At 43.3% G+C, this 25986-nt stretch carries 25 protein-coding genes; 10 read left to right on the top strand and 15 right to left on the bottom strand.

Annotated features, from left to right (window positions below):
• Window positions 1-141: 141 nt before the first annotated feature.
• On the bottom strand, window positions 142-1092 hold the full coding sequence (locus Q0203_RS09035) for an alpha/beta hydrolase-fold protein (RefSeq protein ID WP_297931680.1): 951 nt from the start codon (window positions 1090-1092) through the stop codon (window positions 142-144).
• A 196-nt stretch (window positions 1093-1288) separates the two neighbouring features.
• On the opposite strand from Q0203_RS09035, the gene accD reads away from it, so the two are divergent.
• Both accD and folC read left to right on the top strand, forming a co-directional pair.
• Window positions 1289-2176 carry an acetyl-CoA carboxylase, carboxyltransferase subunit beta gene (gene accD / locus Q0203_RS09030; RefSeq protein ID WP_032997856.1) on the top strand — a complete coding sequence of 296 codons (888 nt, stop codon included), beginning with the start codon at window positions 1289-1291 and terminating at the stop codon, window positions 2174-2176.
• 2 nt (window positions 2177-2178) lie between these two features.
• Window positions 2179-3537, top strand: a complete 1359-nt coding sequence (folC, locus tag Q0203_RS09025) for a bifunctional tetrahydrofolate synthase/dihydrofolate synthase (RefSeq protein ID WP_297931675.1) — start codon at window positions 2179-2181, stop codon at window positions 3535-3537.
• A 60-nt stretch (window positions 3538-3597) separates the two neighbouring features.
• Here the strand turns inward: folC and ttcA are convergent, their stop codons facing one another.
• On the bottom strand, window positions 3598-4530 hold the full coding sequence (gene ttcA, locus Q0203_RS09020; RefSeq protein WP_297931672.1) for a tRNA 2-thiocytidine(32) synthetase TtcA: 933 nt from the start codon (window positions 4528-4530) through the stop codon (window positions 3598-3600).
• Between the two features lie 189 nt (window positions 4531-4719).
• Here ttcA and Q0203_RS09015 point away from each other — a divergent pair, with 189 nt between their 5' ends.
• Entirely contained in the window at window positions 4720-5028 is a 309-nt protein-coding gene (locus tag Q0203_RS09015; protein ID WP_295975844.1) for an HI1450 family dsDNA-mimic protein, read from the top strand.
• Window positions 5029-5108: 80 nt separating this feature from the next.
• On the opposite strand, the gene Q0203_RS09010 is transcribed toward Q0203_RS09015, so the two are convergent.
• The 3 genes from Q0203_RS09010 to Q0203_RS09000 all read right to left on the bottom strand — a co-directional run bounded on the left by Q0203_RS09010 (window position 5109) and on the right by Q0203_RS09000 (window position 8093).
• Window positions 5109-5645, bottom strand: coding sequence for an elongation factor P hydroxylase (locus tag Q0203_RS09010; protein WP_021615240.1), 537 nt, complete (start codon window positions 5643-5645; stop codon window positions 5109-5111).
• Window positions 5646-5663: 18 nt separating this feature from the next.
• Window positions 5664-6665, bottom strand: a complete 1002-nt coding sequence (purR, locus tag Q0203_RS09005; protein ID WP_296026211.1) for an HTH-type transcriptional repressor PurR — start codon at window positions 6663-6665, stop codon at window positions 5664-5666.
• 333 nt (window positions 6666-6998) lie between these two features.
• The gene (locus Q0203_RS09000) at window positions 6999-8093 is read right to left on the bottom strand and encodes a homoserine O-acetyltransferase (protein WP_297931683.1); all 1095 of its coding nucleotides are present in this window, start codon (window positions 8091-8093) and stop codon (window positions 6999-7001) included.
• A gap of 181 nt (window positions 8094-8274) precedes the next feature.
• On the opposite strand from Q0203_RS09000, the gene Q0203_RS08995 reads away from it, so the two are divergent.
• Window positions 8275-8988 carry an ElyC/SanA/YdcF family protein gene (locus tag Q0203_RS08995; RefSeq protein WP_295975839.1) on the top strand — a complete coding sequence of 238 codons (714 nt, stop codon included), beginning with the start codon at window positions 8275-8277 and terminating at the stop codon, window positions 8986-8988.
• Here Q0203_RS08995 and cra read toward each other — a convergent pair.
• Window positions 8972-9958, bottom strand: a complete 987-nt coding sequence (cra, locus tag Q0203_RS08990; protein WP_297931667.1) for a catabolite repressor/activator — start codon at window positions 9956-9958, stop codon at window positions 8972-8974. The genes Q0203_RS08995 and cra overlap by 17 nt on opposite strands.
• Window positions 9959-10374: 416 nt before the next feature.
• Complete coding sequence (gene ybaK, locus Q0203_RS08985; protein WP_021615247.1) at window positions 10375-10854, bottom strand: Cys-tRNA(Pro) deacylase; 480 nt, start codon at window positions 10852-10854, stop codon at window positions 10375-10377.
• 59 nt (window positions 10855-10913) lie between these two features.
• On the opposite strand from ybaK, the gene Q0203_RS08980 reads away from it, so the two are divergent.
• The 6 genes from Q0203_RS08980 (at window position 10914) to Q0203_RS08955 (ending at window position 16851) form a co-directional block, all read left to right on the top strand.
• The gene (locus tag Q0203_RS08980) at window positions 10914-11885 is read left to right on the top strand and encodes an oxidoreductase (protein ID WP_297931663.1); all 972 of its coding nucleotides are present in this window, start codon (window positions 10914-10916) and stop codon (window positions 11883-11885) included.
• 117 nt (window positions 11886-12002) lie between these two features.
• Window positions 12003-12251 carry an ABC transporter ATP-binding protein gene (locus Q0203_RS08975; protein ID WP_297931661.1) on the top strand — a complete coding sequence of 83 codons (249 nt, stop codon included), beginning with the start codon at window positions 12003-12005 and terminating at the stop codon, window positions 12249-12251.
• A gap of 107 nt (window positions 12252-12358) precedes the next feature.
• A complete protein-coding gene (locus Q0203_RS08970) occupies window positions 12359-13084 on the top strand; it encodes a substrate-binding domain-containing protein (protein WP_297931658.1) in 726 nt (241 codons plus the stop codon).
• 187 nt (window positions 13085-13271) lie between these two features.
• Window positions 13272-14678, top strand: coding sequence for a YcjX family protein (locus Q0203_RS08965; RefSeq protein ID WP_297931655.1), 1407 nt, complete (start codon window positions 13272-13274; stop codon window positions 14676-14678).
• A 10-nt stretch (window positions 14679-14688) separates the two neighbouring features.
• Entirely contained in the window at window positions 14689-15783 is a 1095-nt protein-coding gene (locus Q0203_RS08960) for a TIGR01620 family protein (RefSeq protein WP_297931652.1), read from the top strand.
• Window positions 15784-15879: 96 nt separating this feature from the next.
• A complete protein-coding gene (locus tag Q0203_RS08955) occupies window positions 15880-16851 on the top strand; it encodes a sigma 54-interacting transcriptional regulator (RefSeq protein WP_295975521.1) in 972 nt (323 codons plus the stop codon).
• 159 nt (window positions 16852-17010) lie between these two features.
• On the opposite strand, the gene hfq is transcribed toward Q0203_RS08955, so the two are convergent.
• The 8 genes from hfq to Q0203_RS08915 all read right to left on the bottom strand — a co-directional run bounded on the left by hfq (window position 17011) and on the right by Q0203_RS08915 (window position 25697).
• Entirely contained in the window at window positions 17011-17298 is a 288-nt protein-coding gene (gene hfq, locus Q0203_RS08950; protein WP_021615254.1) for an RNA chaperone Hfq, read from the bottom strand.
• Window positions 17299-17414: 116 nt separating this feature from the next.
• Complete coding sequence (gene miaA / locus Q0203_RS08945; RefSeq protein ID WP_297931649.1) at window positions 17415-18359, bottom strand: tRNA (adenosine(37)-N6)-dimethylallyltransferase MiaA; 945 nt, start codon at window positions 18357-18359, stop codon at window positions 17415-17417.
• A gap of 2 nt (window positions 18360-18361) precedes the next feature.
• Window positions 18362-20209 (bottom strand): DNA mismatch repair endonuclease MutL, encoded by a 1848-nt coding sequence (mutL, locus tag Q0203_RS08940; RefSeq protein WP_297931647.1) that lies wholly within the window; start codon window positions 20207-20209, stop codon window positions 18362-18364.
• Entirely contained in the window at window positions 20209-21546 is a 1338-nt protein-coding gene (locus Q0203_RS08935) for an N-acetylmuramoyl-L-alanine amidase (protein ID WP_297931645.1), read from the bottom strand. The genes mutL and Q0203_RS08935 overlap by 1 nt, the downstream gene beginning before the upstream one ends.
• 14 nt (window positions 21547-21560) lie before the next feature.
• Window positions 21561-22037: a tRNA (adenosine(37)-N6)-threonylcarbamoyltransferase complex ATPase subunit type 1 TsaE gene (gene tsaE, locus Q0203_RS08930; protein WP_209362509.1), complete on the bottom strand. Its 477-nt coding sequence runs from the start codon at window positions 22035-22037 to the stop codon at window positions 21561-21563.
• 265 nt (window positions 22038-22302) lie between these two features.
• Window positions 22303-23607 (bottom strand): sodium ion-translocating decarboxylase subunit beta, encoded by a 1305-nt coding sequence (locus tag Q0203_RS08925; RefSeq protein WP_297931642.1) that lies wholly within the window; start codon window positions 23605-23607, stop codon window positions 22303-22305.
• A 10-nt stretch (window positions 23608-23617) separates the two neighbouring features.
• On the bottom strand, window positions 23618-25414 hold the full coding sequence (oadA, locus tag Q0203_RS08920) for a sodium-extruding oxaloacetate decarboxylase subunit alpha (protein WP_297931640.1): 1797 nt from the start codon (window positions 25412-25414) through the stop codon (window positions 23618-23620).
• A gap of 16 nt (window positions 25415-25430) precedes the next feature.
• Complete coding sequence (locus tag Q0203_RS08915) at window positions 25431-25697, bottom strand: oxaloacetate decarboxylase subunit gamma (RefSeq protein WP_295975501.1); 267 nt, start codon at window positions 25695-25697, stop codon at window positions 25431-25433.
• Window positions 25698-25986: the final 289 nt, after the last annotated feature.

The following is a 25986-nucleotide window of genomic DNA, read 5'->3' as shown; positions in this document are numbered from 1 at the left end:
TTATTCGTGCAACAAGTTGCACGCTACGAGGAAGGACTCCATACGCATAGCGTATAGTTTTTATAACCAGACTTTGGTTGGCTATAAATAAAGACAAAGTGCGGTGAAAAAATACAACATTTTTTGACCGCACTTTGGTGTTTAAAATTCACAATCTTGTTGTGCTTTACAGCGAGAAAAAAGCCACTTCAAACCATCTAATAAAGCAGGCATGACACTGGTCATATGGGTTTCTTCAGGATAAATTTTACTCACAACCGCTAGCTTATCATTAGGCAGCCCATTCAGTTTTTCCGCTACATTTTTGACTTGCGTCACCATGGCGCGCTGATCTAACTGCTTTTGTCGTTGGGGATCTTGTTTCATATAGGGCGCCAATTTTTGTTCATATTCTCCAACGGTGAAACGCACGCCAATTTTTTCTTTAATTTTTTGTAGGTGTTCGGAAAATGCAGGTAAATCTTGCAAAATCCGTTGCTGATTCCACCATACTGAAGGGCTGGCGATAAGATAGTTGCGGAATCCATTCGGGTGATTAAACAAACTATATAAACTAAATAGACCACCATAAGAATGCCCGAAAATGTTTTGTTGAGCCGTATTAATTGAAAAACGGCGATGCAAATCCGGCGCGAGTTCTTCCTGAATAAAGCGATAAAAATTTTCCGCACCACCAAATTTTTTATTGGTTTTATCGCCTGTATCATCGTAACTTTCTGACGGCGGCGTATAATCTTGTGCGCGTTCTGCCGGATTAAGAAGTTGAGTATTCGGGTAGCCGATGCCGACGATTAAAAATGGTACGGCATTGGTTTCTTGTGAGCGTGCCATCATGTTTTGTGCCATGCTGGCAGCCGCCGGGAAAAGGGCATCGCCGTCCAACACGTAGAGAACGGAATAGCCGATATGCTTTACTTCTCCAACAGGCATCACCTGAATGCGATAATCTTTTTTCGTAAATTGGCTGTGAAGCACATATTCTTGCGCATTAGGGATGATCGCCGGTTCTAAATTGCCGGCAGAAGTCGCTTGATGCCCCTCGGCAAGATTAAAGAATACGCCACAAGAAAGTGCCAATAATAACGGTTTCATACATGTTCCTATGTGAGTTTTTGCGTTAGCGTAGCAAAGTGCGGTCAGTTTTTCTAATGTTTTTATCAAATAAAAATACCCGAAAAAATGACCGCACTTGATGACTAATCAGATCAGTATAAATTGCTATAAAATTTTTTAAAATTATGGTCTAATAGCGCGTAATTTTTTGTTAATCAAGAGAAAAAGGTTAAATATGAGCTGGATTGATAGAATTTTTAGTAAAAATACCTCGTCTTCTTCCCGCAAAGCCAATGTACCTGAAGGTGTGTGGACAAAATGTACCTCATGCGAACAGGTGCTATATCGTGAAGAATTAAAACGTCATTTGGAAGTTTGCCCAAAATGCGGACACCATATGCGTATTGATGCGCGCGAGCGTTTATTGGGCTTATTGGATCAAGACAGCGTACAAGAATTAGCCGCCGAGTTAGAACCGAAAGATATCTTGAAATTCAAAGACTTGAAGAAATATAAAGATCGTATTACCGCCGCTCAGAAAGATACCGGCGAAAAAGATGCCTTAATTGCATTTTACGGAACGTTATACAATATGCCGATTGTGGCGGCAGCCTCTAACTTTAGCTTTATGGGCGGTTCCATGGGGTCTGTGGTGGGCGCGAAATTTGTCAAAGCCGCAGAAAAAGCCATGGAAGAAAACTGCCCGTTTGTCTGTTTCTCCGCCAGTGGTGGCGCACGTATGCAGGAAGCCTTGTTCTCCCTCATGCAAATGGCAAAAACCAGCGCTGTGTTAGCTAAGATGCGTGAAAAAGGCGTACCATTCATTTCCGTATTAACGGATCCAACCTTAGGTGGCGTGTCTGCAAGTTTCGCGATGTTGGGCGATATCAACATTGCTGAACCCAAAGCCTTAATCGGTTTTGCCGGTCCGCGTGTTATTGAACAAACCGTGCGTGAAAAATTGCCGGAAGGTTTCCAACGCAGTGAATTTTTATTGGAAAAAGGCGCTATCGACATGATCGTAAAACGTGCTGATATGCGTAATACCTTGGCGAGTTTGGTCAGCAAACTGATGAATAAGCCATCTCCTTTTGTGGAAAGCGAATTAATCACAGAAGAATAAATATGAACACAATTTTAAAAGCCACTTCGCCACTCGACGAGTGGCTTTCTTATTTGGAAAACAGTCATTTTAAAGCAATTGATTTAGGGCTGGAACGCATTAAATCTGTCGCCCAAGAATTGGATTTGCTCACGCCTGCGCCTTTTGTGATTACCGTGGGCGGTACAAATGGCAAAGGGACCACTTGTCGTTTGTTAGAAACCATTTTATTGAATGCGGGTTATCGTGTTGGCGTCTATTCTTCACCGCATTTGTTACGTTATAACGAACGTGTTCGTATTCAGAATCACGAGTTGGGTGATGCAGAGCACACGGTGTCTTTTGCCTATATCGAACAAAACAAAACGCAATCATTAACGTATTTTGAATTCAGCACCTTGTCTGCGTTACATTTGTTCAAACAAGCAAAATTGGATGTAGTGATTTTAGAAGTCGGGCTTGGCGGTCGCTTGGATGCCACGAATATCGTGGACAATGATATGGCGGTCATTACTAGCATTGACATTGATCATACGGATTTCCTCGGTTCTACGCGCGAACAAATCGGATTTGAAAAAGCGGGAATTTTCCGCGCTAATAAACTGGCGATTATCGGCGAACCTAACATTCCGCAAAGCATGTTGGCGCATGCCGAAACATTAGGTTGTCAATTATTTTGTCGTCATCTTGATTGGGACTTTAGTCAACAAGAACAAGGCTGGACATGGCAAACCACGCATGAAGATGAAAAAGTGCAGTGGAATTTGCTCGCGGATTTACCGCTTTGCCACATTCCCTTAGCCAATGCGGCAACTGCACTGGCGGCAGTACAAAAATTGCCGTTTGAGATTTCTCTTGAAACCGTGAAAAAGTCATTGCTTGAGGTGGAGCTCACCGGGCGTTTTCAAACCATGAAACCGGAAAGCTTAACGCATTTGGCGCAAATGGTTGAGCGTGAAGTGGAAGCGCTACCGCGTATGATTATTGATGTGGGGCATAATCCGCACGCAGCACGTTATTTAGCTGAAAAACTGACCGCACTTAAAGCCCAATCTCAGGGAAAACTGATTGCCGTTTGCGGGATTTTAAAAGACAAAGATGCGGCAGGCGTGTTGACGCCATTACTTCCACTGGTGGATGAATGGCATTGCGTCACGTTAGGGGGGTATCGCGGGCAAGAGGGGAAAGCATTATTGCTCACCTTGCGACAAGTTGCCGAACAACAGCATTTGACGGTGCAGGGCAGCAGTGCCGATTCTGTGGCAGAAGGCGTGAAAAGTGCGGTGGAAATGGCGAATAAAAATGATACCGTGCTGGTCTTTGGCTCTTTTCATACCGTAGGTGAGTTTTTGACATTCAGTCAGCCATCAAGATCGATATAAACAAAAATAGCACTGAGAAGCATATCAGTGCTATTTTTTGGCGTTTGTTTGATAGTGTTTTTATTTGACTTCTTTAAAGGCAATCATACCTTGTTCACTGAAATCAGCTTGATCGTCATCGTCAAATGTCATCGGGGTGATCTTTTCTTCATCAAATGCCGTGTCCCCTTCGATGCCATCAAATAACTGCCCCTGTTTTATCCCTTTAAAATCAAAGCATTTCGGATCACATAAATGTGAAAGGGTAATGTTTTGCATGGCGCTAAACATGGTTTCTAAACGGCCCGGATATTGGCGATCCCACGTATTTAGCATTTCTTTGACGACTTGACGTTGTAAGTTAGGTTGAGAGCCGCAGAGATTGCAAGGAATAATCGGGAACGCTTTCGCGGTGGCATATTTTTCAATATCTTTCTCTTTGCAATACGCCAGCGGACGAATCACAATGTGCTTGCCATCATCAGAAATCAATTTAGGTGGCATGGATTTTAATTTTCCGCCGTAGAACATATTCAGAAATAGCGTCGCCAACATATCATCGCGATGATGCCCTAATGCGATTTTTGTGGCGCCAAGTTCGGTTGCCGTACGGTATAAAATTCCACGACGTAAACGCGAGCAAAGCGAGCAGGTGGTTTTACCTTCAGGGATTTTTTCTTTCACGATGCCGTAGGTATTTTCTTCAACAATTTTGTAATCCACACCGATTTTTTGTAAATATGTCGGCAGAACGTGTTCCGGAAAGCCCGGTTGTTTTTGGTCTAAATTCACCGCCACGATCTCGAAATTGACCGGCGCATTTTGTTGTAGGTTGAGCAAAATATCCAATAAGGTATAGCTGTCTTTCCCACCGGAAAGGCATACCATCACTTTGTCGCCTTCTTCAATCATATTGAAATCGGCAATGGCATTGCCCACATTGCGGCGCAGGCGTTTTTGTAATTTATTGAAATTGTAATTTTGTTTTTTTTCGATTGAGTTTGCTGTATTCATTGTGTTTATTCGGTTATTTGGAAAGCGGCTCATTATATACGAAGCCTTAATTTTTGCATAAATGAATTGAAAACACATTAAAAATCCACCGCACTTGGTGTGAGAAATTAAGAAAACGACCGGTCTTGGGGCAGAATATGCTATGATTCCCCTCAATTTTATTAATGAAACTGAAATAGGACTGAACAAATGAAACTTGATCCTGATATGGCCATTGACATGGCTTACGATATTTTCCTTGAAATGGCACCGGAGAATCTTTCACCGGCCGATATTCTGTTGTTTAACCTTCAATTTGAAGAGCGAGGCGCGGTTGAATTTGTTGAAACGGCGGAGAATTGGGAAGAGGAAATCGGGGTTTTAATTGATCCTGAGGCTTATGCGGAAGTGTGGATTGGGTTGGTGAATGAGCAAGATGTGATGGATGACGTTTTTGCCAAATTCCTGATTTCTCATGAAGAAAAGGATCGTCAATATCATATTATCTGGAAAGAATAATGAAAAAACACTGCACTTTTAGGTTTAAGAAAGGGAAGAATGCGTAAAAGTGCGGTTAAAAATGAGATAGAATCACTGAGTTAGATTTTGGTGACATCGAATTTGGCTAGGTCAATGGTATCTTCCGTGCCATAGAATTTCGCCAAGGCTTGACGAAGTGTTTCGGCGCGTTTCGGCAAGCCTGCTGAGGCATAATGTTGTACTTGTCGATAAACGGCGAGTTTAAATGGTTGGGTGTCGCCGGGCTGACCATTGAGATTATCCGAGCTTGCAAAATAACGAAAATTTGCCGCGGTAGCAAGAATCCATTCTAAGGCTTGTGGTTTGACTTCAACCTGCTCAAATAAGCGTTGCTGTTCTTCCGTTCTGCCATCCGGTTCGTACCAATAACCAAAATCCTCTAATTTGCGGCGTTCTTTTCCGGCGACTAACCAATGGGCAATTTCATGTAGCCCGCTGCTATAAAAACCACGAGCAAAATAGATGGCATTATACGGGCAAGTGTCATTTGCCGGCACATATAAGGGTTCATCGCCACCTTTAACCAATTTCGTGTTGTATTCTTGTTCAAAACATTGATTAAAAATCGCGATTAAATCGTTAATGTCATGTTCCATGCCTGTCTCCCAAAAGCTTTACGAGATTTTTTTTACTGATTTGCGAATAACCAGTTCCGGGTGGATTTCGAGTGTTTCCCGCTGTTCGGATTTATGGTTAATGCGCTCAAATAACAAATTGACTGCCTGCACCCCCAAACGGGATTTGGATTGGTGGATGGTCGTCAGCGGTGGCGAATAGAAACGAGAGGCATGAATATTGTCATAGCCAATGATCGAAATATCATCAGGCACACGCAAGCCTTTTTCGCCAATGGCGGAAATTGCACCTAATGCCATGACGTCATTGCAACAAAATACGGCCGTTGGCAAGGTGTCTTGCCGTAAAATTTTGTTCATGCATTCATAGCCGTCTTCGGGTTCAAAAAAACCTTCCATGACCCAGTTCGGGTTGATGGTTAATCCGGCCTCTTGCATGGCATGCACAAAGCCTTCGTAACGGGTTTTTGCTGTGGTTTTGGAGAGTTCACCGGCAATAATCCCAATGTGTTTATGGCCATTTTCAATAAGATGTTGAGTAGCTAAATAACCGCCATTAAAACTGTTGTCTTGAATGATATCTGTATCAACATTCGGGCCCCAATCCATGACAACCATTGGAATGGTTTCAAAGTTAGTTAATATATTCAAGGAATCCGGCAAATACTCCGAACACATCACTAAAATGCCATCCACTCGTTTTTGAGCAAGCATATCCAAATGATTGCGGATTTTTTCTGCGTTATTTTGCGTGTTGCACAGAAAGAGCGAATACCCTTGGCGGTAGCAATGTTCTTCTACGGCGTGAATAATTTCCGCAAAATAAGGCGCTTCGCTGGTGGTCACTATCATCCCGATGGATTTTGTAGTATTCACTTTTAAGCTACGCGCGACCGCACTTGGAGAATACTTGAGATCTTGAATTGCTTGTAGCACTAATTTTTCGGTTTCTTCCGCCACGAAACGGGTTTTGTTAATCACGTGCGAAACGGTGGTGGTGGAAACGCCGGCCATTTTGGCGACATCTTTGATCGTTGCCATAATTTGCTCCGTAAAAAAAATTTGAGCTATTATAAAGAGGGAAGGGGGATTGGTTAAGGGTGGAAAGGCAAAATTTTGTACTTTGTCACACTTTTTCAGATTAGGCTGGCGTTTTGCGTAAATTTTTTGTTAAAATGTGGCAAGTTTCATACTAGATCAATGATTAACGAGGTTAAAAATGGGTACTTTTGGTTATGCCATGATGATGGTTGTGTTGTCTTTAAGTGTTGTTGTGATTTTGGCCACATCAATTTTTTAGACAGAAAATCACGAAAAATAAACCGCACTTTAAGAGGGATTCAGCGGATTTCATCTTAAAGTGCGGTTTGTTTTTTATGTATTTAAGGCGTCGCCAGCCAATCCGTCGCGAATTTTCTTTTCAAAAAATGCGTAGTCCACCAAAAACGCATCATGCCCGTAATCGGAGGCAAATTCATGATATGTCAAGCGCACCCCACTTTGTTCTAATAATTGCTTGCTTTTACGCAATTCCGGCAGTTTAAAAAGTTGATCGTTTTCTACCGCGACGAGGGTATAAGCGGCTTTGATGCGAGAAAGTGCCGTGTTCAAATCGGCATACCCGATGCTGGGATCGTATAAATCTAACGCGCGCAATAAATGCAAATAGCTATTGGCGTCGAATCGGGCAAGAAATTTCTGCCCTTGATAACTTAAATAGGATTCCACTTGGAAATAATCGCCCTGTAAATTCCCCTCCGCTTTGGTGGCGCGCCCAAAGGCTTTATTTAGTTGTATGTCGGTGCGATAAGTGAGCATACCCAGCATACGCGCAATGGCGAGCCCTTTCTCCGGTTTTTCGCCATCGTAATAATCGCCATTGTTGAAATGCGGATCGTTAATGACAGCTTGTCGCATGATATGATTAAATCCAATAGCTTCTGCGCTGAAAGAAAGAGAAGAGCAAAGATTGACCACATTAGAGACAAAATCCGGGTAATCAATCGCCCATTGAGTGGCTTGCATACCACCGAAAGAGCCACCAATAATGGCATGTAAATGCGGGATTTCGAGGGTATCCAGCAAGGCTTTTTGCACTTTGATTAAATCTTGCACCATCACAGAAGGAAATTGACTGCCATAAGGGCGGTTGGTTTTTGGATTAAGCGAAGCCGGGCCGGTAGTGCCTTTACAGCCGCCGAGAACATTCGAACAAATAAAGAAATAACGGGAGGTGTCTAATGCCAAACCATCGCCCATAAAATTTTGCCACCAGCCTTCTTGATGTTGCTCTTTCGCAAAATAGGGTTCGGCATCACCGGTTAATGCATGACAAATCAATACCGCATTGCTTTTCTCCGCATTGAGCTCACCATAGGTTTGGTAGGCGACATCAATATGATCAAGTTGGCCACCTAAGAGGAGAGCTAAGGGTTGCTGGGTAAAAAGCGTTGTTGTTTTAATTGTCATTGCCGGCATTTGGGTTATCAAGAATAGGCGCATAAACTACCGCTTGCCTTAGCGCTTGTCAAGGAAATTTAGCCATCTAAACATCTAGAAGTTTTGAAGTCTGTAGAAACAAAGATTACGCTTGAATTTCCGTGTTGTTTTGATTATTTTGTTAATAATCATTTTTATCTGAATCACATCAATGAAATTGGCTTTAAAAGAAACGTTACAAAACCTGTTTGACAGATTGCACATTAAGCGAATCGTGCGCTATTTGAGTGGATTTGTGGCGTTTTCTGTTTTTTTATTGATTATCGTAGATGCCATGATTGGTTATTATGTTCGGGAGAACATTTATTACGATATTGCCAAAATCCCAAATCGCCCTTACGGCTTAGTGCTTGGCACATCAAAGTACTTTGCCAATAACGCATTGAATCTGTTTTACCATAATCGCTTGTTGGCGGCGCAACGTCTATTTGAAGCGAGAAAAGTGGATTATTTATTGTTAAGCGGAGACAATCGCACGCGTCAATACAATGAGCCACGAACGATGCTTAAAGATCTGAAAAGAATGGGCGTGCCGCCGGAATTTATTTATTTAGATTTCGCCGGATTTCGTACATTGGATTCGGTGGTTCGCGCCGATCAAGTCTTTCAGGCACATTCTTTTACCATTATTTCGCAGAAGTTCCATTGTGAGCGTGCCTTGTTTATTGCGAAATTCCACAAGATCGACGCCATTTGTTTTGTCGCCGATTATCCGCAAGTGTCTTCTTGGGTGAGAATCAGAGAGTTTTTTGCACGCCTACAGGCGGTTTGGGATATTCTCATCGAAAAGGAACCGCACTTTTTGGGAGAACCGGAACCGCTTCCCCCACCACTTAGCATTCCCAGTATCAACAGTGATACTTAACAAGTTTCCGCATTAAAGGCGTTGTGTTCACCGTGTTTTTATGTTTTTTCGAGAGAGCATTCAACGCAAGATTTAACAACGATCGCGATATTTTGTCATAATCTTGCACACTGCAAATCACGGCATTTTCCAATAATTCCAACATTTCAAAATGCCCAAAGGTTGCAATCATGAGTTGAGGCGGAATATGACCTTGTCGCTGTAATAACACCAATAACACACCTTCTAACAGCGTAAAAGAGGTAGTAAAAATCGAGGTTGGTAATTCATTTTGATCTAACCAACGAGAAAATGCGGTGGCCGCATGGTTTTTATGGAAGTTATCCGTGTACAAATAGGTTGCGTTAATGTTTTTCCCGTCTAACGCCTGACGAAAGCCTTTTTCGCGGGCTTGGCTGATGGGCAATTCAGGTAATGCGCCAAAAAATAGAATACGTTGTTGTTTGGCTTGCTTGAATAGCTCATGGCTTAACCGATAGGCATCGCCTTCATCGTCCGTTAAAAGATTCACGACATTGGGCGATAGAATTTGGCGATCAAAACCGATCACCGGAATGTTGGTGTGCTGGTAAAAATCTGTGTTGTAAGGCAATGCGGAAGAGACCACCAAGGCATCAATTTGGCGTTGTAACAAGTGTTTTACGCAGTCTTCTTCATTTTTAACTTTATCGTTAGAGCAAGATATCAGTAATTGATAGCCGATTTCTCTTAAATGATTTTCTAAATTGTTAGCAATTTTGGCATAACTGATATTCTCAAAATCCGGAATAATTAAACCGATGGTTTTACTTTTGCCTACACGCAGGCTGGCGGCCATTGCATTGGGTTTAAAATCATACTGTTTAATTAAGGCTTCCACTTTTTTGATAGTGCTATCACTCACACGGTATTGCTTGGCTTTTCCGTTTACAACATAGCTCACCGTTGTGCAAGAGACACCGGCAAGTTTGGCAATTTCATCTAATTTCACATTAACTCCTTATAAATGTCAGAAATAGAGAATTTGATAGGGTAAGGTAGAGTTTACGCTTTTAGCGCATGTAAAAAACAGACATCCATCACAGTTTTAGAAGCACTTTATAAAGTGCGGTTCATTTTTGCACCTTTTGACAGAAAAACCTATAAAAAAACTCAAGAATTATGTGTGGATCACGGAAAATGCCAGTCTTAAAGCGTATCGGTCATTTAAAATTTTATAAAAAATGACCGCACTTTATGTACCCCGTAGCGTGCATCTTGATGCACGACAGAATCAATCACGGAACGAACTAAAGTGCGGTAATTTTTGGAAGTATTTTTTCAACCAACGTATTATCAACAGTCAAGCGCGTTATTCATTTCGTGCAACAAGTTGCACGCTACGGTTCTATAAAAAATGACCGCACTTTATTTTTCATCCAGAATGTCAAGAAACGGTGCATTGACTATTTTTGCCAAATCTTGTGGAGCGAGTTCTACGCTTAATCCGCGTTTGCCGCCGGAGACAAAAATTGTGTCAAAATTGAGGGCGGATTGTTCAATTACGGTGGCGACGCGTTTCTTTTGCCCTAATGGGCTGATGCCGCCCACCAAGTAACCCGTGCTTTTCTGGGCGGCATCTTTGTCTGCCATATCGACTTTTTTCACGCCTAAGGCTTTGGCGGCTTTTTTTAAGCTTAACATATGGCTGGTCGGCAACACGAAACAAGCCAGTTTTTTCTGATCACCGTTTTCGGCAACCAATAAGGTTTTGAAAGATTGGTCTGGGTTAATACCAAGTTTTTCGGCGGCCTCATCGCCAAAATGGGTATTGTCAGGATCGTGATCGTAGTGATGTAGGGTAAAAGGAACGTTGTGCTTTTTCAGTAAGTCAATTGCCGGCGTCATTGTATTTCCTTGTGATAATTCAGTAGAATGTAGCCTTTTATTTTACTGCGGAGAGAAAAATGAGTACAAGATTAAATGTCGCCCTCGTCGCCGAATTTGATTTATGCGAGAAGTTAGCAGAAGCATTAGAGCAGAGTTGTTTAGAAATTGAAAAGGTATCCGTCGTGGAACTTTTCCCTTTTGCCGAAGAACAAGGCATTCGTTTTAATAATAAAAGCGTGGCACAAATTGCGTTAGATGAAACCGAATGGTCGGATTTTGATTACGTTTTTTTCGCCGGCGAATTAGCGCACGCGACACACATTGCCAAAGCCGCGAGTGCAGGGTGCATGGTCATTGACTTGAACGGCGTATGCGCCACGTTAAATGATGTGCCGGTGATCGTACCAAGTGTTAATAACGAACAGCTGACTTCACTACAACGTAACATTGTTTCGTTGCCTGATCCGCAAGTAACCCAATTCATTTTCTCCGTATCACAATTAGCACGTGATGCAAACCTATCACAAGTGTTAGTCACGTCATTATTACCGGCCTCTTATATTGACAGTGAAACCGTCTCAAAACTTGCCGGTCAAACGGCGCAGTTATTAAACGGCATTCCGCTTGACGAAGAACAGCAACGTTTAGCTTTTGATGTGTTTCCATCGACAAAACACGCCGTAAATTTGGCGACGCAAGTGGAAAAAATCTTCCCGCAATTGCGAAATGTGATCTTCCATCAAGTACAAGTGCCGGTGTTTTATGGCATGGCGCAAACAGTGACATTGTTATCCGACTATGAATTGGATATGCAATCACAAATCAGCGCATGGCAAGACAATGCGTTGGTGGATTTCAATGAAACCCAATTATTCACACCGGTAACCAACGGCGAAGCAGAAGCCGGGGAAGCCGCCAAGTTACATATCGGCGGGCTTACAGCAGTGGAAAATGGCGTTCAATTCTGGCTAGTAGCAGATGAACAACGCTTTGATATTGCCTTATTAGGCGTGAAATTGGCTGAATTGGTGTATCAAAAAGGGTATTGATTGAAATTAAGCGCGGTTGTGTTTTCGCGCGTTTGAAATTTCTTCGCCGGCGATAAAGTGGTTTAGTCTATCAACCACTTTATTTTTTAAGTAATGTTATCGTTCAACTAAAACACCATGGCTTCCGAATGCAAATTAATGCCATTGAATGAGCCGACCTTTGCTTTGGATTTAGCGAATCAAAATACTGTGTTATCGTTATTGCAACAGTGGGTGAAAGAACATAGATTAACCGTCGTCATATTAACAACGCATCAACTGAATCATGTGGTTGCCGTGGCGAATAAAGTTTTGTTAATGAATAAGCAAAACGTGTTATTTGGTCAAACTGATGATGTGTTGACGGCAGAGAATTTGACACAGTGATTTCATTTACCCATGTTGATGCAGGAAGCATACTATCAAAACCATGAACTTACGCATTTTGTCCCTGTGTACGACAGCGTATTAAGTGGCTTTTATAGGATCAAAAAATGTTGAATTTAACGATTTTTAGCGCAGGCAGTTTTCGTCATGTTTTAAATGAGCTCGTGACGATTTTCAAGCAGAAAAACCCGGTGGAAGTTCATTTACATTTGGCGCCGGCGGGATTGTTGCGACAACGCCTGGAAGCTGATGAATACTGTGATATTTTTATTAGTGCTAATTTGCAAAATATCAACATCCTATCTGCCACGAAATGTATTTATAACCAGCAAATCCTCGCCTTTAATCAACTGATTCTTACCACCTTAAATACCGAACATTATCAACACCGCGATACATTAGATATTTTGTTTGATGAATCCTTGCGTTTGGCAACCTCCACGCCTATTGTGGATCCTTGCGGGGATTACACTTGGCACTTGTTTGAACTGTTAGAACAAGCCTATCCCGTTTCAGGCAGTTTATTAAAACAGCGTGCGATACCGTTGGTCGGTGGTGAAAATAGTGCCGTGGTTATTCCGCAAGGTGAAATTGCCTCTAAGTATATTTTGCAAAACAATCATGCGGATATGATGATTGGTTACGCCAATTATATGTACAAATTAGCAAATGAAAATCTGCGTTTTCATCCTTTCCCACCTGAATTTAATATCAAGGCGACCTATTCTGCTGCGCAACTGAGTGAGAATGTGATTACCCGTTTATTTTTTCAGTTTTTAATGTCAGATACGGCAAAACGCATTATGTATCAACATGGATTTTTGGCAGAATAAAAATATTATGGAAATCACGTATTAATCAGCGATGTGATTGATTCGCCTCAGACGCCGCGAGCAAATCCTTCTCAAAATTCTCTTGTTTTGACCGCACTTTTCTTTTATTTCCAAGCAAATTAAGCCCATCTTCATTTTTTCGGTATAATGTCTCCCATTATTGACGTCATATATTAAGAAGACGAGTATGCTAAATCATCTGCAAAAAGAATTAAACGAGCTGGTTAATCGCGGTTTGGATCGGACCTTACGCATTGCTGTGACGGGGTTAAGTCGAAGTGGGAAAACAGCCTTTATTACTAGTTTAATAAATCAAATGTTACACATTAATCGAGTAGATAATGGGCATTTGCCACTCTTTGATGCGGCCCGCCAACACCGAATTCTAGCGGTACAACGCGTGCCTCAATTAGATTTATCGATCCCGCGCTTTGATTACGAAGGAAATCTGAATGCCTTGTCTCAAGACCCACCGATGTGGCCGCAATCTACCCGTGGCGTGAGTGAAACTCGCTTGGCAATTCGTTATCAACGAAGTGATGGTTTGTTGCGTCATTTGAAAGAAAAAGGCACGTTATATTTAGATATTTTTGATTATCCCGGCGAATGGTTGTTGGATTTGCCCTTATTGGATTTAGGGTTTGAAGAATGGTCGTTGGAATTACAACGACAACTTAACGGCACACACGCAGCGTTGGCGCAGTCTTGGTTAACGAAAGTGGCCAAAATTCAGCTGACTGATGCCGCAGATGAAGACATTTTGGCGCAGTTGGCCAAAGATTACACCGATTATTTGTGGCAATGTAAGAAACAAGGATTGCATTTTATTCAGCCGGGAAGATTTGTGTTACCCGGTGAGCTTGAAGGCGCTCCGGCCTTGCAATTCTTTCCATTATTGCATTTGAATGCGTCACAATGGCAAGAACTGAAACGTGAAGCGAAAAGTGAAAGTTATTTTGCTGTGTTGACTAAACGTTATGAGTATTATCGTCAGCATGTTGTGAAAGGGTTTTACGAAAATTATTTTGAGACCTTTGATCGACAAGTCATTTTGGCGGATTGCTTAACACCGTTAAATCATAGCCGACAAGCTTTTAGCGATATGCAACAGGCGCTACATCAGCTCTTTCGCAATTTTCATTATGGCAAACGGCATCTTTTAAATCGTCTTTTTTCGCCGAAAATTGATAAATTGATGTTTATTGCCACCAAGGCGGATCATATCACCACCGACCAGCTGCCGAATTTAATCGGTTTGATGCGTCAGTTGGTGCAAGAAGGCGGGCGTTATGTCGAATTTGCCGATATTGTGACGGATTACACCGCGATTGCGTCTATTCGTGCAACACAGCAAGTGGTGGTGAATCAAAACGGTCAATCATTTAAAGCGCTGCAAGGCATTCGTTGTTCCGATAAGCAGAAAGTGACACTTTATCCGGGCAGCGTGCCGGGACGATTGCCGAGTGCCGATTTTTGGCAAAATCAAAAATTTGAATTCGACCAATTTGAACCACGCCGTTTAGAACAAGGTGAAAATATACCGCACTTGCGAATGGATGCGGTGTTGCAATTTTTATTGGGCGATAAATTGTAGGAGGCAGGTCGTGGAGAAAAAAGTGTTTACACAAAATGAAAGCGATATGAATGAGGAGCTCAATGCGCAATCGGCATTTATCGCCAAACAGGAATTTCACGAAGCGCAGGCAGTACCTGACACAGAGGAGGCGAATGGAATTTTTGAAGGCGAATTGTTAGAACAACAATTTGAGCAGAGTCTGCAACCGAAACCGCGTTGGTGGAAAAAAATATTAGGTGGCGTGAGTCTCTTATTTTTTGTCGCCTCTGTGGCGCAATCGGTACAATGGCTGGTGGATGCCTGGCAACAAAATCAATGGATTTATTTTGCCTTTTCCTTGGTCGCTTGTGCCGTCATTTTACTCGGCATCTCGGCGATTGTCGGCGAATGGCGACGTTTGGCGAAATTACGTCATCGGGCAGAAATTCAAACACAAAGCCAACAGTTGCTGAAAAGTGCGGTCAATTTTAAAGATATTTTTTCATCTGCCGAACATCAACAGGCAGTCAGCTTATGCCAAGACGTGAGCAAATTAGTTCATATTGATGGGCAAAACCCTGATTTTATGCAATGGCAAAAACAAATTCATGAAGCCTATTCCGCCCATGAGATTTTGCATTTATTTAGTCAAAATGTGCTACAGCCTGTGGATAAACAAGCCAAAAAATTGATCACCAAAGCCTCGACAGAATCGGCGGCATTGGTGGCAATTAGTCCGTTGGCGTTGGTTGATATTTTTTTCATTGCGTGGCGCAATATTCGTTTAATTAATCAAATAGCACGGACTTATGGCATTGAATTGGGCTATTTTAGCCGCATTCGCTTATTGCGCATGGTCTTGGTGAATATGGCGTTTGCTGGGGCAACGGAATTAATTCAGGATTTGGGTGTGAATTGGTTATCACAAGATCTGACGGCGAAATTGTCAGCGCGTGCCGCACAAGGGATTGGCGTGGGCATATTGACCGCGCGTTTAGGTATTAAAGCCATGGAATTTTGCCGCCCGCTGGCATTTCAATCCGGTGAGAAGCCGCGGTTATCACAATTGCATAAAGAATTGCTCAGTCATTTAAGTAGCACAGTCTTAGATCAAGTTAAATTTAAGCAAAAAGAGAACGTGTAAACCATTGCCTAAGCTGTCAATAAATCTTGCCAAAGGCGTTGGCGATTTTTCTTCATCAGGTTATTATTAGGCCGTTTTTCAACTTCCGAGACGTATATGACAACTTCAAAAAATACCGATCCTTTTGCACAAATTGTCAGCCAAAATCCACGAATGCAAGAGGTGATTGAGAAAGCGAAAAAGTTTGCTTTGCTGGATGCTCCTTTGCTCATTCAAGGCGAAACCGGTACGGGCAAAGAGGTGATCGCAAAGGCGTGTCATGATTTTAGTGAACGACGTGATCATACCTTTTTGGCAGTGAATTGCGCCGGCATTCCGGGGGAAGATGCAGAAACGGAAATGTTTGGGCGGCGCAATAAAGACGGTGAGTTTATCGGTTTTTTTGAATATGCGGATGGCGGTACGGTATTGTTGGATGGGGTAGAGGAATTGCCGTTGACCTTGCAGGCAAAACTGCTACGTTTTTTGAGTGATGGCACGTTTCGTCGCGTGGGTGAGGAAGAGGAACATTATGCGAATGTTCGTGTGATTTGTACGGCGCAACAGCCGTTACAACATTATGTCGAACAAGGCAAAATGCGCAATGATTTGTTTCATCGGTTGAATGTGTTGAGTTTAACGTTGCCTTTGCTGCGTGAGCGTCAGGAAGATATTGCGCTGTTAAGCCATCAGTTCATTCAAGAAATTAGTGAAAAACTCGGCATTTTTCCACCGCACTTAGATGAGCATCTCTTGCGATATTTACAAGACTATCCTTGGCCGGGCAATCTTCGTGAGCTTTATAATGCCTTATATCGTGCCTGTTCTTTATGCCAAAACAACCGGTTGAAGATTGAGGATTTAGGACTAGCGCCACAAAATTCCCATGGGCAGGAGACAGCGTCGTTTATTGATGAATTTATCACAGAAGGCAGTACGTTGGATGAGATGGTTGGGCGTTTTGAGGCAGCGGTACTTCATAAATTTTATGCAAAATATCCCAGTTCCAGAAAACTGGCCACTCGCTTGGGGGTATCTCATACGGCAATTGCCAATAAATTACGTCAATACGGTATTGGAAAATCGTAATTGTTTGGCTGAGGTAGTGAATGGCGCGATCTGACATGAGAGGCGGAGATTGGCGGAAGGGTGAAAGAAAAAATGCGGTGAACACGTTAAGAATTCACCGCATTTTTAGTTTAAGTTAACACAGTCTGATGCCGTTTAATGCAGTTCTATACTATTTAATTATTCTGCTGGCGCATCCGTGTTGGTTTCTACAGAAGAAGGCGCTTGTTGGCTTGGTTGCTGTGGTGCGGTGTTATGATGTCCTACCGTCCGTGCCGGCACAACAGTTGAAATTGCGTGTTTATAAACCATTTGATTTACCGTGTTTTTCAACAAAATCACGAATTGGTCAAACGATTCGATTTGCCCTTGTAATTTAATGCCGTTGACTAAATAAATTGAAACAGGAATACGTTCACGACGTAATGCATTCAAGTAAGGATCTTGTAGAGATTGTCCTTTTGCCATTTTTCTTTCCTTCTTTTTGTAAAAGATGATGAATTAAAACAATACAGCAAGCTGTATGCCTCCGCGAATCAATATAGCAACAATTATATTGAAAGTCACTAGGCGCAATCTGTGTTTTACGCTTTCGTTGAAACCGAGGTTAATACTTTTTCAAGGGCTTGAGCCGGTTGCAAACTATCCAACCATTGAATCGGTGATGTCCAACCACGTAGCCAAGTGATTTGGCGTTTTGCTAATTGGCGGGTGGCGCAGATACCACGAAAAACCATCTCATCGTGGTCATAATCACCGCGTAAATATTCCCACATTTGGCGATAACCCACACAGCGAATGGAAGGCAGGTTCTCGTTTAAGTCGGGACGACGATACAATTTTTCGACCTCTTGCTGAAAACCAAGTTCAATCATTTTGTGAAAACGTTGCTCAATTCGAAGATGTAAGACCTCTCTTTGCTCCGGTGCAATCGCAAATTGCAAAATGTCATACGGCAAGGCCTCGCCTTTTTGTGCCGTTAATTCCGTTAAGGTCTTACCAGTTAAATAAAAGACTTCTAATGCGCGGTTAATCCGTTGCGAGTCATTCGGGTTTATACGTTGTGCTGAAATCGGATCGATTTTACTGAGTTCTTGATGTAATCCATCCCAACCGATAAGTGCTGCTTTTGCCTCAATTTCCGACCGCACTTTTTCATCGGCGGAGGGAAGGGGCGACAGACCTTCCAATAAGGCTTTGTAATACAACATTGTGCCACCCACCAATAAGGGGATTTTGCCTTGTGCGCTAATCTCTTGCATTTCGCGTAAAGCATCTGTGCGGAAATTCGCCGCAGAATAACTTTCTGCCGGATCGCAAATATCAATTAAACGATGAGGTGCCAGTGCCAGTTCGGCTTTTGAGGGTTTCGCCGTGCCAATGTCCATGCCACGATAAATCAGGGCAGAATCGACGCTGATAACTTCCACGGGCAGCTGTTGGCGCAACTGGATCGCCAAATCCGTTTTACCGGAGGCGGTTGGCCCCATTAAAAAAATCGCTAAAGGTTTGTGTTCTGAATGCTGCATAGTTAGCGGGTTAATTGAGTTAAATAAGGCTGCCAGTCAATTTCGACGAGTAAATCTAACAGGCGAATTTGCTGCTGTTTAGCGAGTAATTGTTCGGTTTCAGTCAGTAAATTTACTGCATCGGCGAGCACAGTGATTGGTGCTGATTCCAACGGGGCTAAAAGTGCGGTCAAAAATTCAGGTAAATTTTCGAAAGATTGATTTAATAACGACACAATCATGTGTTGTAAGTTTTGTTGACGCAAATGTGCCGATACTTTTTGTAACGTAATTTTATGTTGCGCTGCCTCTTCCATAAACACAAAGCCGATTTGCTCGAAAAAGGCTTTTTGTTGACCCCATGCCTGCCATTGTGCATCTGATAAACGGAAAATAATCGGAATCAACAATGGCTGGGAGGTAGGAGCTAAGGTTAAATTTAACGTTTGTTTTAGCCGTTGCAAACGCGCGAGCGAGAGCAGATAAAAACGTTGTTCTTGCTGTAACAACAAGGCCTCATGTTGAATTAATGCAAGGGCGTGCAAGAAATTGGTATTTGGCTTTTTAACTTCGGTTACGTTGGTTTGCATGGTTGTCGAAGAATCTGACCACAATGCTTGATGCGCTTTTAGTACGCTTGGTGTTATTGATTCGCGCGGAGACGTTTCGCCATAAAAGTGCGGTGGATTTTTTTGCTGTTTTGGCTGTTCGTGATATCGGTTTTCCGAGTAAGCATTGGCAGAATGATTCGTAGGTTGTGCAAATATATTTAGCCCCGCTGCCGAACGATTGGGTTTTGTCTGTGTGGAAACTTCCCATGCACCGGCGGGTTCTTCCACGCCATATTCTGTTGAAGGCGTATTCAACGGCATTGGCTCGGAGGCCAACGCATTGGTGATGCCTTGGGTGATGAAATCATGTACCAAACGAGATTGCTGGAAACGCACTTCATGTTTGGTGGGATGGACGTTCACATCAACATCGTTGGGATTGAGATCAATAAACAGCACAAAAGCAGGGTACTGCTCGTTGGTTAAATAGTCGGCGTAGGCTTGTCGAATGGCGTGGGTAATGATTTTATCTCGCACCATTCGCCCATTCACATAACAATAATTTAAGTCATTTTGCGGACGATGAAAGTGGGGCATAGCTACCCAACCGGATAAATGGAGATCATCGTGTTTCCAATCAATTTGCAACGCATTCTGAATAAAATCATCGCCACAAATTGCTGCGACTCGCTTTAATTTTTGTTCATTCGTGACCGCACTTTTGTATTGGCGTAATACTTTGCCATTATGTGTGAGGGTAAAACTGATATTAAATTTGGCTAACGCAATACGGCGAATGACTTCATCAATATGAGAAAATTCGGTTTTCTCGGAACGTAAAAATTTGCGACGGGCGGGCGTGTTAAAAAATAAATTTGCTACTTCAACTGTCGTTCCCACCGGATGGGATGCTGGTTGAATAGTCGTTTCCATGTCGCGGCCTTGGGCATAGACCTGCCAAGCTTCATTTTGTTCTGCGGTACGAGAGGTGAGGGTTAAACGGGAAACGGAACTGATGCTGGCAAGGGCTTCGCCACGAAAACCCAAACTTAAAATGGCTTCCAAATCGGCAAGATCAGCGATTTTACTGGTGGCGTGACGGGCAAGCGCTAAAGCCAATTCTTCCTTGGCAATACCAATGCCGTTGTCGCGAATCCGAATAAGGCTCGCGCCACCGTTTTCTATATCAATTTGAATTTTATCGGCACCGGCATCTAGGCTGTTTTCCACCAATTCTTTTACCACCGAAGCAGGGCGTTCGACCACTTCTCCGGCAGCAATTTGGTTGGCTAGTTGTGGCGATAAAATACGTATAGTCATTATTTCTTCCCTGGATTATCGTCAAGCAGTTGGATTTTTTGTCCACTGAATACTTTGCCGTCTTTTAATTTCGGGTTTAATTTCAACAACTTATTGGGTGAAATTTTATATTCACGGGCAATGGCGTAAAGGGTTTCATCTTGCTTGACAATGTGATATTTCGGCATGGCTTTTTTCACATCCGACGGGTTGTTTTCGGACGTTTTAGTGGCTTTATCAGCAGCCGCACGTGAATTTTTTACGTCTTTTCCTTGTGCAAGTTTATTCGTTGACTCTGTTTTATTTGTCTGTGCTTTTTTATTCTCGGCTTCCGGTTTTGCGGTTACCGGAATTTTAAGGGTTTCGCCCACCAAGAGTTCTTTCCGCGTTAATTGATTTAACGCCAAAATCGCTTTAGCGGAGACATGATATTTTTCGGCAAGCTTACTCAATGCCTCCCCATCCTTAACTTTATGACGAATACCGCTATCTCGAATGTCCGGTGCGTTAATGTCAGCGGTTTTGTTTTCAAGTGCGGTAGATTTTTCTGATGTTTTTTCCTTGCTCTCCTCAACGATTCTCGGTTCATTTCTGAAGTGCTTACGACGGTATTCCACTAAACCGTTATAAATCGCTTTGGCAATTTGCTTGCGATAGGCGGAGGTGCTGAGCTTGAGTTCTTCTTCTGAATTCGATAAAAAACCGGTTTCCACCAAGATAGACGGAATGTCCGGTGAACGTAAAACGCCAAGGCTGGCATGGCGTGGTGTTGTACGATTTAGCGAGGCGATCTGGGAAAAATGGCGCAAAACAATGCTACCTAATTCATAGCCGACACGTTGACTGTGACCAAATTGCAGATCCAACACCGTTTGATCTAAATACTTTTCATTGTGGGAGGCTAATACGCGACCAGCACCGCCTAATAATTCTGAGCGTTTTTCATGATCTTCCAACCATTGTCCCATTTCATCGTTGGCGCGACGATTCGACAACACCCACACGGAAGCGCCTCGTAAATTGGAGGCTTCGGAAGAGTCGGCGTGAATTGACACCAAATAATTGGCTTTGTATTTTCGTGCGATTTCCGAACGTTCCGGCACGGAAATATAGTAATCACCGTTGCGGGTTAAGACGGCACGGAATGAGGGATCCTTATCCAACAAGGCTTTGAGTTCCTTGGCGATAGATAGCGTGACATTTTTTTCATAAATTTTGAGGTTACGCCCGATAGCACCGGGATCTTTGCCACCATGACCGGGATCGATGGCAATCGTCCAAGTATTAGCTGAGGCGAGTGTCGCCCAAAAAAGAAGACCGTATATCAGAATAAATCTCATCATATTTGTGATTTTCATGTGCGATAACATTGCTAAGTAAGTTGTTGGATGATTTGTTGCCCCATTGTAGATTGAGCGACTAATTCGATATTTCGTGCATTTTCTGCATAACCAATATTAACCAGCAAATCCGGTGGAGACAGAAGATCTGCCCCTTTTTCTGCCCATTCAATTAAGCAAATCGTGTTGTCTGCGAAGTAATCACGAATGCCCATAAATTCCAATTCTTCCGGATCAGCCAAGCGATACAAATCGAAGTGGTAAATGATTTTCTCGCCGATGGCATATTCCTCCACTAACGTATAGGTTGGGCTTTTCACATTGCCCGAATAACCTAATCCTTGAATCATGCCACGGCTTAAGGTAGTTTTACCTGCGCCAAGATCGCCGTTTAAATAAAGCGTAACGTTTTGCTGACTCGGAAGTCGGCAGATGGCGTTGATAAGCTGCTTGCCAAAAGCACACATCGCATTTTCATGAGGAATATATTGCGTAAATCTTTCTGTCATGGCGGTATTTACTGGGAAAAAATAGGGCTAGATTGTACCGCACTTTCACTGATTTATGTAGTTTTCCGGCGGCAAGTGAATGATTTTTCTTTGGTTTGTTGCAATAAACCTATCATGCCACGTATTGAAAGGAAGGTGCATCAATAAAAGTGCGGTTGTTTTTTGTAATGAATTGATGGGAAAGAAAAAAAGCACGCTAGAAAATAGCGTACTTTTTTAGTTGGAATGAACCTAAAATGCGGTGCTTTTTTACCGTGTTTTTAATCTACATCATTGCACTCACATATTTCAGCATCACCCCGGCGGCGATGGCGGAACCGATCACACCAGCAACGTTCGGCCCCATGGCATGCATGAGTAGGAAGTTTTGGTTGTCTGCTTCCAATCCGATTTTGTTGGAAACCCGTGCTGCCATGGGGACGGCAGACACACCGGCAGAACCAATGAGCGGATTAATTTTGTTTTTGCTGAATTTGTTCATCAATTTCGCCATTAATACCCCGCTGCCGGTACCGATACCGAAGGCAATTACGCCAAGAATTAAAATACCCAAGGTTTGCGGTTGTAGGAATTTATCGGCGATGAGTTTGGAACCCACAGACAAGCCAAGCACGATGGTGACGATGTTAATCAAGGCATTTTGCGTGGTGTCGCTTAAACGTTCTACCACACCACTAACGCGCATGAGGTTACCGAAACAGAACATTCCAAGCAATGGGGCAGCATCCGGTAAAAGTAAACCAACGAGCAACAGCAAAATCACCGGGAACAAGACCTTTTCACGATTGCTCACATGACGCATTTGTGTCATGCGGATCTTGCGTTCTTCTTCCGTGGTTAAGGCTTTCATGATCGGTGGCTGAATCAATGGCACTAACGCCATGTAGGAATAAGCTGCCACAGCAATGGCACCAAGCAATTCCGGTGCGAGTTTGCTGGTGAGGTAAATCGCGGTCGGGCCGTCCGCACCACCGATAATACCGATGGATGCCGCTTGTGGGAGCGTGAATTCGATAATCCCGAAATAGTTCAATGCCAATGCACCGAGTACGGTCGCGAAAATACCGAACTGTGCCGCAGCACCAAGCAGCAACGTTTTCGGATTTGCCAATAATGGGCCAAAGTCTGTCATCGCGCCTACGCCCATGAAAATTACTAACGGTGCAATGCCATAACCGATAGCCACTTTATAGAACAAAGCCAAGATCCCGGCGCTGTACCCCATGTCCATTGACAAGGCTTCCAGTTGATTTACGGTAGAGCCAGAAGCTGTCGCAAGTGCAGTTTTAATGAGTACCGGATCAGCGGCAACACCTAATTTCGCGGCAATCACGGCAATTTGCTCCGGTGAACCAAGATGAAGCAAATTCTCCAATGCCGTCATGGCAAGCCCGGCTTCGGGAATGTTTGATAACAATCCACCAAAGCCGATAGGCAATAACAGCAATGGCTCAAACTTGCGCGAAATGGCAAGCCACAATAGGAGCAAGCTGATAGCGAGCATCACTGCTTGACCCCATTGCAAATGGAACAGTCCCATACCCTGAATTAATGCAATAATGCTATCCATAGGTAACTCCTTAGACGAGGTTCATGACGGTATCACCCACCGCGACGGCATCGCCGGCTTTGACACAAATGCCACGCACGGTACCGGCTTGTGCCGCTTTGACTTCGGTTTCCATTTTCATGGCTTCAAGAATGAATAACACATCACCTGCAGCAACAGTTTGACCTTCTGTTGCAACGACTTTCCAAATGTTACCCGCCATTGGCGCAGTCACCGGGGTGCCACCACTGGTTGACGCTGGTGCCGGTGCGGATTGTGGCGCAGCTGGTGCTGTGGTTGTTGCTACGTGTGAAATGTCGCCGCCTTCACTGACTTTCACCACAAAGGCTTTACCTTCCAGTTCCACAGTATAAACGGTGGAGCCGGAGGCCGCAGGTGCAGCTTTAGAAACAGGTTTATTTTCCACCGCACTTTCATTGCCGGTTGGCGCTGGTTCAAAGGCAGCCGGGTTGTTGCGGTTTTCTAAGAATTTCCAAGCGATTTGAGGGAAGAGCGCCACGATTAAAGCATCGTCCACCGCGTTATCTGCTAATTTTACCCCTTTCACTCTGGCTTGTTCGGCAACTTCAGCTTCAATTTTCACCATTTCAGGCGCAATGTGATCGGCTGGACGGTCAGTCACCGGAGCGGCACCTTCTAATACGCGAGCTTGTAATGCGCTATCTACCGGTGCAGGTGTTTTACCGTATTCACCTTTTAAAATACCGGCGGTTTCTTTCGCGATGGTTTTATAGCGTTCGCCTGTCAGCACGTTAATAACGGATTGTGTGCCGACAATTTGAGAAGTTGGGGTAACAAGTGGAATGTAACCTAAATCTTTGCGTACGCGTGGGATTTCTTCTAAAACCAAATCCAATTTGTCGGAAGCGTTTTGTTGTTTTAATTGATTTTCTAAGTTGGTAAGCATGCCACCCGGCACTTGTGCCACTAAAATACGGCTATCTACGCCACGTAACTGACCTTCAAATTTGGCATATTTTTTACGCACATTACGGAAATAGGCAGCGATTTTTTCCAAACGCGGAATATCCAAACCGGTGTCATATTCAGTGCCTTGTAAGGTAGCAACCATGGATTCTGTTGCCGGGTGACCGTAGGTGCCTGACATAGAGGAAATTGCAGTATCAATACCATCTACGCCTGCTTCAATGGCTTTTAATAGCGCCATTTCAGCCATACCGGTAGTCGAGTGGCAGTGTAAATGTAATTCCACGTCGAAACGTTTTTTGATTTCGCGCACTAAGTCTGCCGCCGCCATCGGGTTCAAAATACCGGACATATCTTTGATAACTAAGCTGTCGATACCGATTTCCAATAATTGTTCGGTGGTATCAAGCCAGGTTTGCATGGTGTGTACCGGGCTGGTGGTGTAACTTAATGTCCCTTGTGCATGACCGCCGAATTTACGCACGGCTTGCAGCGCTGCTTTCATATTACGCGGGTCGTTGAGCGCATCAAATACGCGGAACACGTCCATACCGTTTGCTACGCAACGTTCGACGAAACGTTCTACCACGTCATCGGCATAGTGGCGATAACCTAAGAGGTTTTGACCACGTAACAGCATTTGTAACGGGGTTTTCGGACAGGCTTTTTTCAATTCACGCAAACGTACCCACGGATCCTCCCCTAAAAAACGAATACAACTGTCAAAGGTTGCACCGCCCCAAGCTTCCAACGACCAATAGCCGATATTGTCTAATTCTTGTGCGATCGGCAACATATCATCAAGACGCAAACGGGTCGCGAAAAGCGATTGGTGAGCATCACGAAGCACCAGTTCGGTCATTTTAATTTTTTTAGTCATAGCAAAATCCTTATTTTTATTTGAACTGTTGGGTACGGCGATGGTGCGCGATAGCCGCTGCAATTACAGGGCGCAAACGCTCAAAATCGTCAATAGGTGCCGCAGAAAGTGCGGTAGTATTTGAAGGCGTTTTGGGTGAGGGGAGAGGTTCGGGAAAAAAGCGGTTGATAAGTTTAGACATGAGTCCAATTGCCCAAATTAAAATGAGCAAAAAGACCAATACAAAGCCCATCCCTGAGAACATCAGATTAATTCCTTCACCGAAAAGTTCTGCTGAAGTCATTCGTCATATCCTTATATTTAATATGGGATTTTTATTTTATCTGAATTGTTTTAACAAAACTGTGATTGAGATCATAAATTAGAGACTTGAAGAAAGATGGAATTTTATGTGTTTTTCAAGTGGGAGAGAGAGGATAATGCGGTTAGAGCAAATTTAAAGGAATGACAATGGCGCGCATTAAAGTATTTTAATTTAGGAAAAATTGCCTTGAGTAATAGATTCAGAACAAGTGAATTTGGTGGGTCGTGAAGGATTCGAACCTTCGACCAACGGATTAAAAGTCCGCTGC

Origin of the sequence: uncultured Aggregatibacter sp. (assembly GCF_938046485.1) — a bacterium.
Classification (GTDB): domain Bacteria; phylum Pseudomonadota; class Gammaproteobacteria; order Enterobacterales; family Pasteurellaceae; genus Aggregatibacter.
The sequence above is the reverse complement of the archived record's forward strand: the minus strand, read 5'-3'. Positions and strand labels throughout refer to the sequence as shown.

Bases quoted from the DNA above. Each gene is read 5' to 3' on its own strand.
- Q0203_RS08915 (WP_295975501.1), bottom strand. From the start codon at position 25,697: ATGACTTCAGCAGAACTTTTCGGTGAAGGAATTAATCTGATGTTCTCA.
- hfq (WP_021615254.1), bottom strand. From the start codon at position 17,298: ATGGCAAAAGGACAATCTCTACAAGATCCTTACTTGAATGCATTACGT.
- Q0203_RS08935 (WP_297931645.1), bottom strand. From the start codon at position 21,546: ATGAAAATCACAAATATGATGAGATTTATTCTGATATACGGTCTTCTT.
- Q0203_RS08970 (WP_297931658.1), top strand. From the start codon at position 12,359: ATGTTGAATTTAACGATTTTTAGCGCAGGCAGTTTTCGTCATGTTTTA.
- Q0203_RS08955 (WP_295975521.1), top strand. From the start codon at position 15,880: ATGACAACTTCAAAAAATACCGATCCTTTTGCACAAATTGTCAGCCAA.
- Q0203_RS08925 (WP_297931642.1), bottom strand. From the start codon at position 23,607: ATGGATAGCATTATTGCATTAATTCAGGGTATGGGACTGTTCCATTTG.
- oadA (WP_297931640.1), bottom strand. From the start codon at position 25,414: ATGACTAAAAAAATTAAAATGACCGAACTGGTGCTTCGTGATGCTCAC.
- Q0203_RS09010 (WP_021615240.1), bottom strand. From the start codon at position 5,645: ATGGAACATGACATTAACGATTTAATCGCGATTTTTAATCAATGTTTT.
- purR (WP_296026211.1), bottom strand. From the start codon at position 6,665: ATGGCAACGATCAAAGATGTCGCCAAAATGGCCGGCGTTTCCACCACC.
- Q0203_RS08975 (WP_297931661.1), top strand. From the start codon at position 12,003: ATGGCTTCCGAATGCAAATTAATGCCATTGAATGAGCCGACCTTTGCT.
- Q0203_RS09000 (WP_297931683.1), bottom strand. From the start codon at position 8,093: ATGACAATTAAAACAACAACGCTTTTTACCCAGCAACCCTTAGCTCTC.
- miaA (WP_297931649.1), bottom strand. From the start codon at position 18,359: ATGCAGCATTCAGAACACAAACCTTTAGCGATTTTTTTAATGGGGCCA.
- folC (WP_297931675.1), top strand. From the start codon at position 2,179: ATGAACACAATTTTAAAAGCCACTTCGCCACTCGACGAGTGGCTTTCT.
- Q0203_RS09035 (WP_297931680.1), bottom strand. From the start codon at position 1,092: ATGAAACCGTTATTATTGGCACTTTCTTGTGGCGTATTCTTTAATCTT.
- Q0203_RS08965 (WP_297931655.1), top strand. From the start codon at position 13,272: ATGCTAAATCATCTGCAAAAAGAATTAAACGAGCTGGTTAATCGCGGT.
- mutL (WP_297931647.1), bottom strand. From the start codon at position 20,209: ATGACTATACGTATTTTATCGCCACAACTAGCCAACCAAATTGCTGCC.
- Q0203_RS09015 (WP_295975844.1), top strand. From the start codon at position 4,720: ATGAAACTTGATCCTGATATGGCCATTGACATGGCTTACGATATTTTC.
- ybaK (WP_021615247.1), bottom strand. From the start codon at position 10,854: ATGACGCCGGCAATTGACTTACTGAAAAAGCACAACGTTCCTTTTACC.
- tsaE (WP_209362509.1), bottom strand. From the start codon at position 22,037: ATGACAGAAAGATTTACGCAATATATTCCTCATGAAAATGCGATGTGT.
- Q0203_RS08980 (WP_297931663.1), top strand. From the start codon at position 10,914: ATGAGTACAAGATTAAATGTCGCCCTCGTCGCCGAATTTGATTTATGC.
- Q0203_RS08995 (WP_295975839.1), top strand. From the start codon at position 8,275: ATGAAATTGGCTTTAAAAGAAACGTTACAAAACCTGTTTGACAGATTG.
- accD (WP_032997856.1), top strand. From the start codon at position 1,289: ATGAGCTGGATTGATAGAATTTTTAGTAAAAATACCTCGTCTTCTTCC.
- ttcA (WP_297931672.1), bottom strand. From the start codon at position 4,530: ATGAATACAGCAAACTCAATCGAAAAAAAACAAAATTACAATTTCAAT.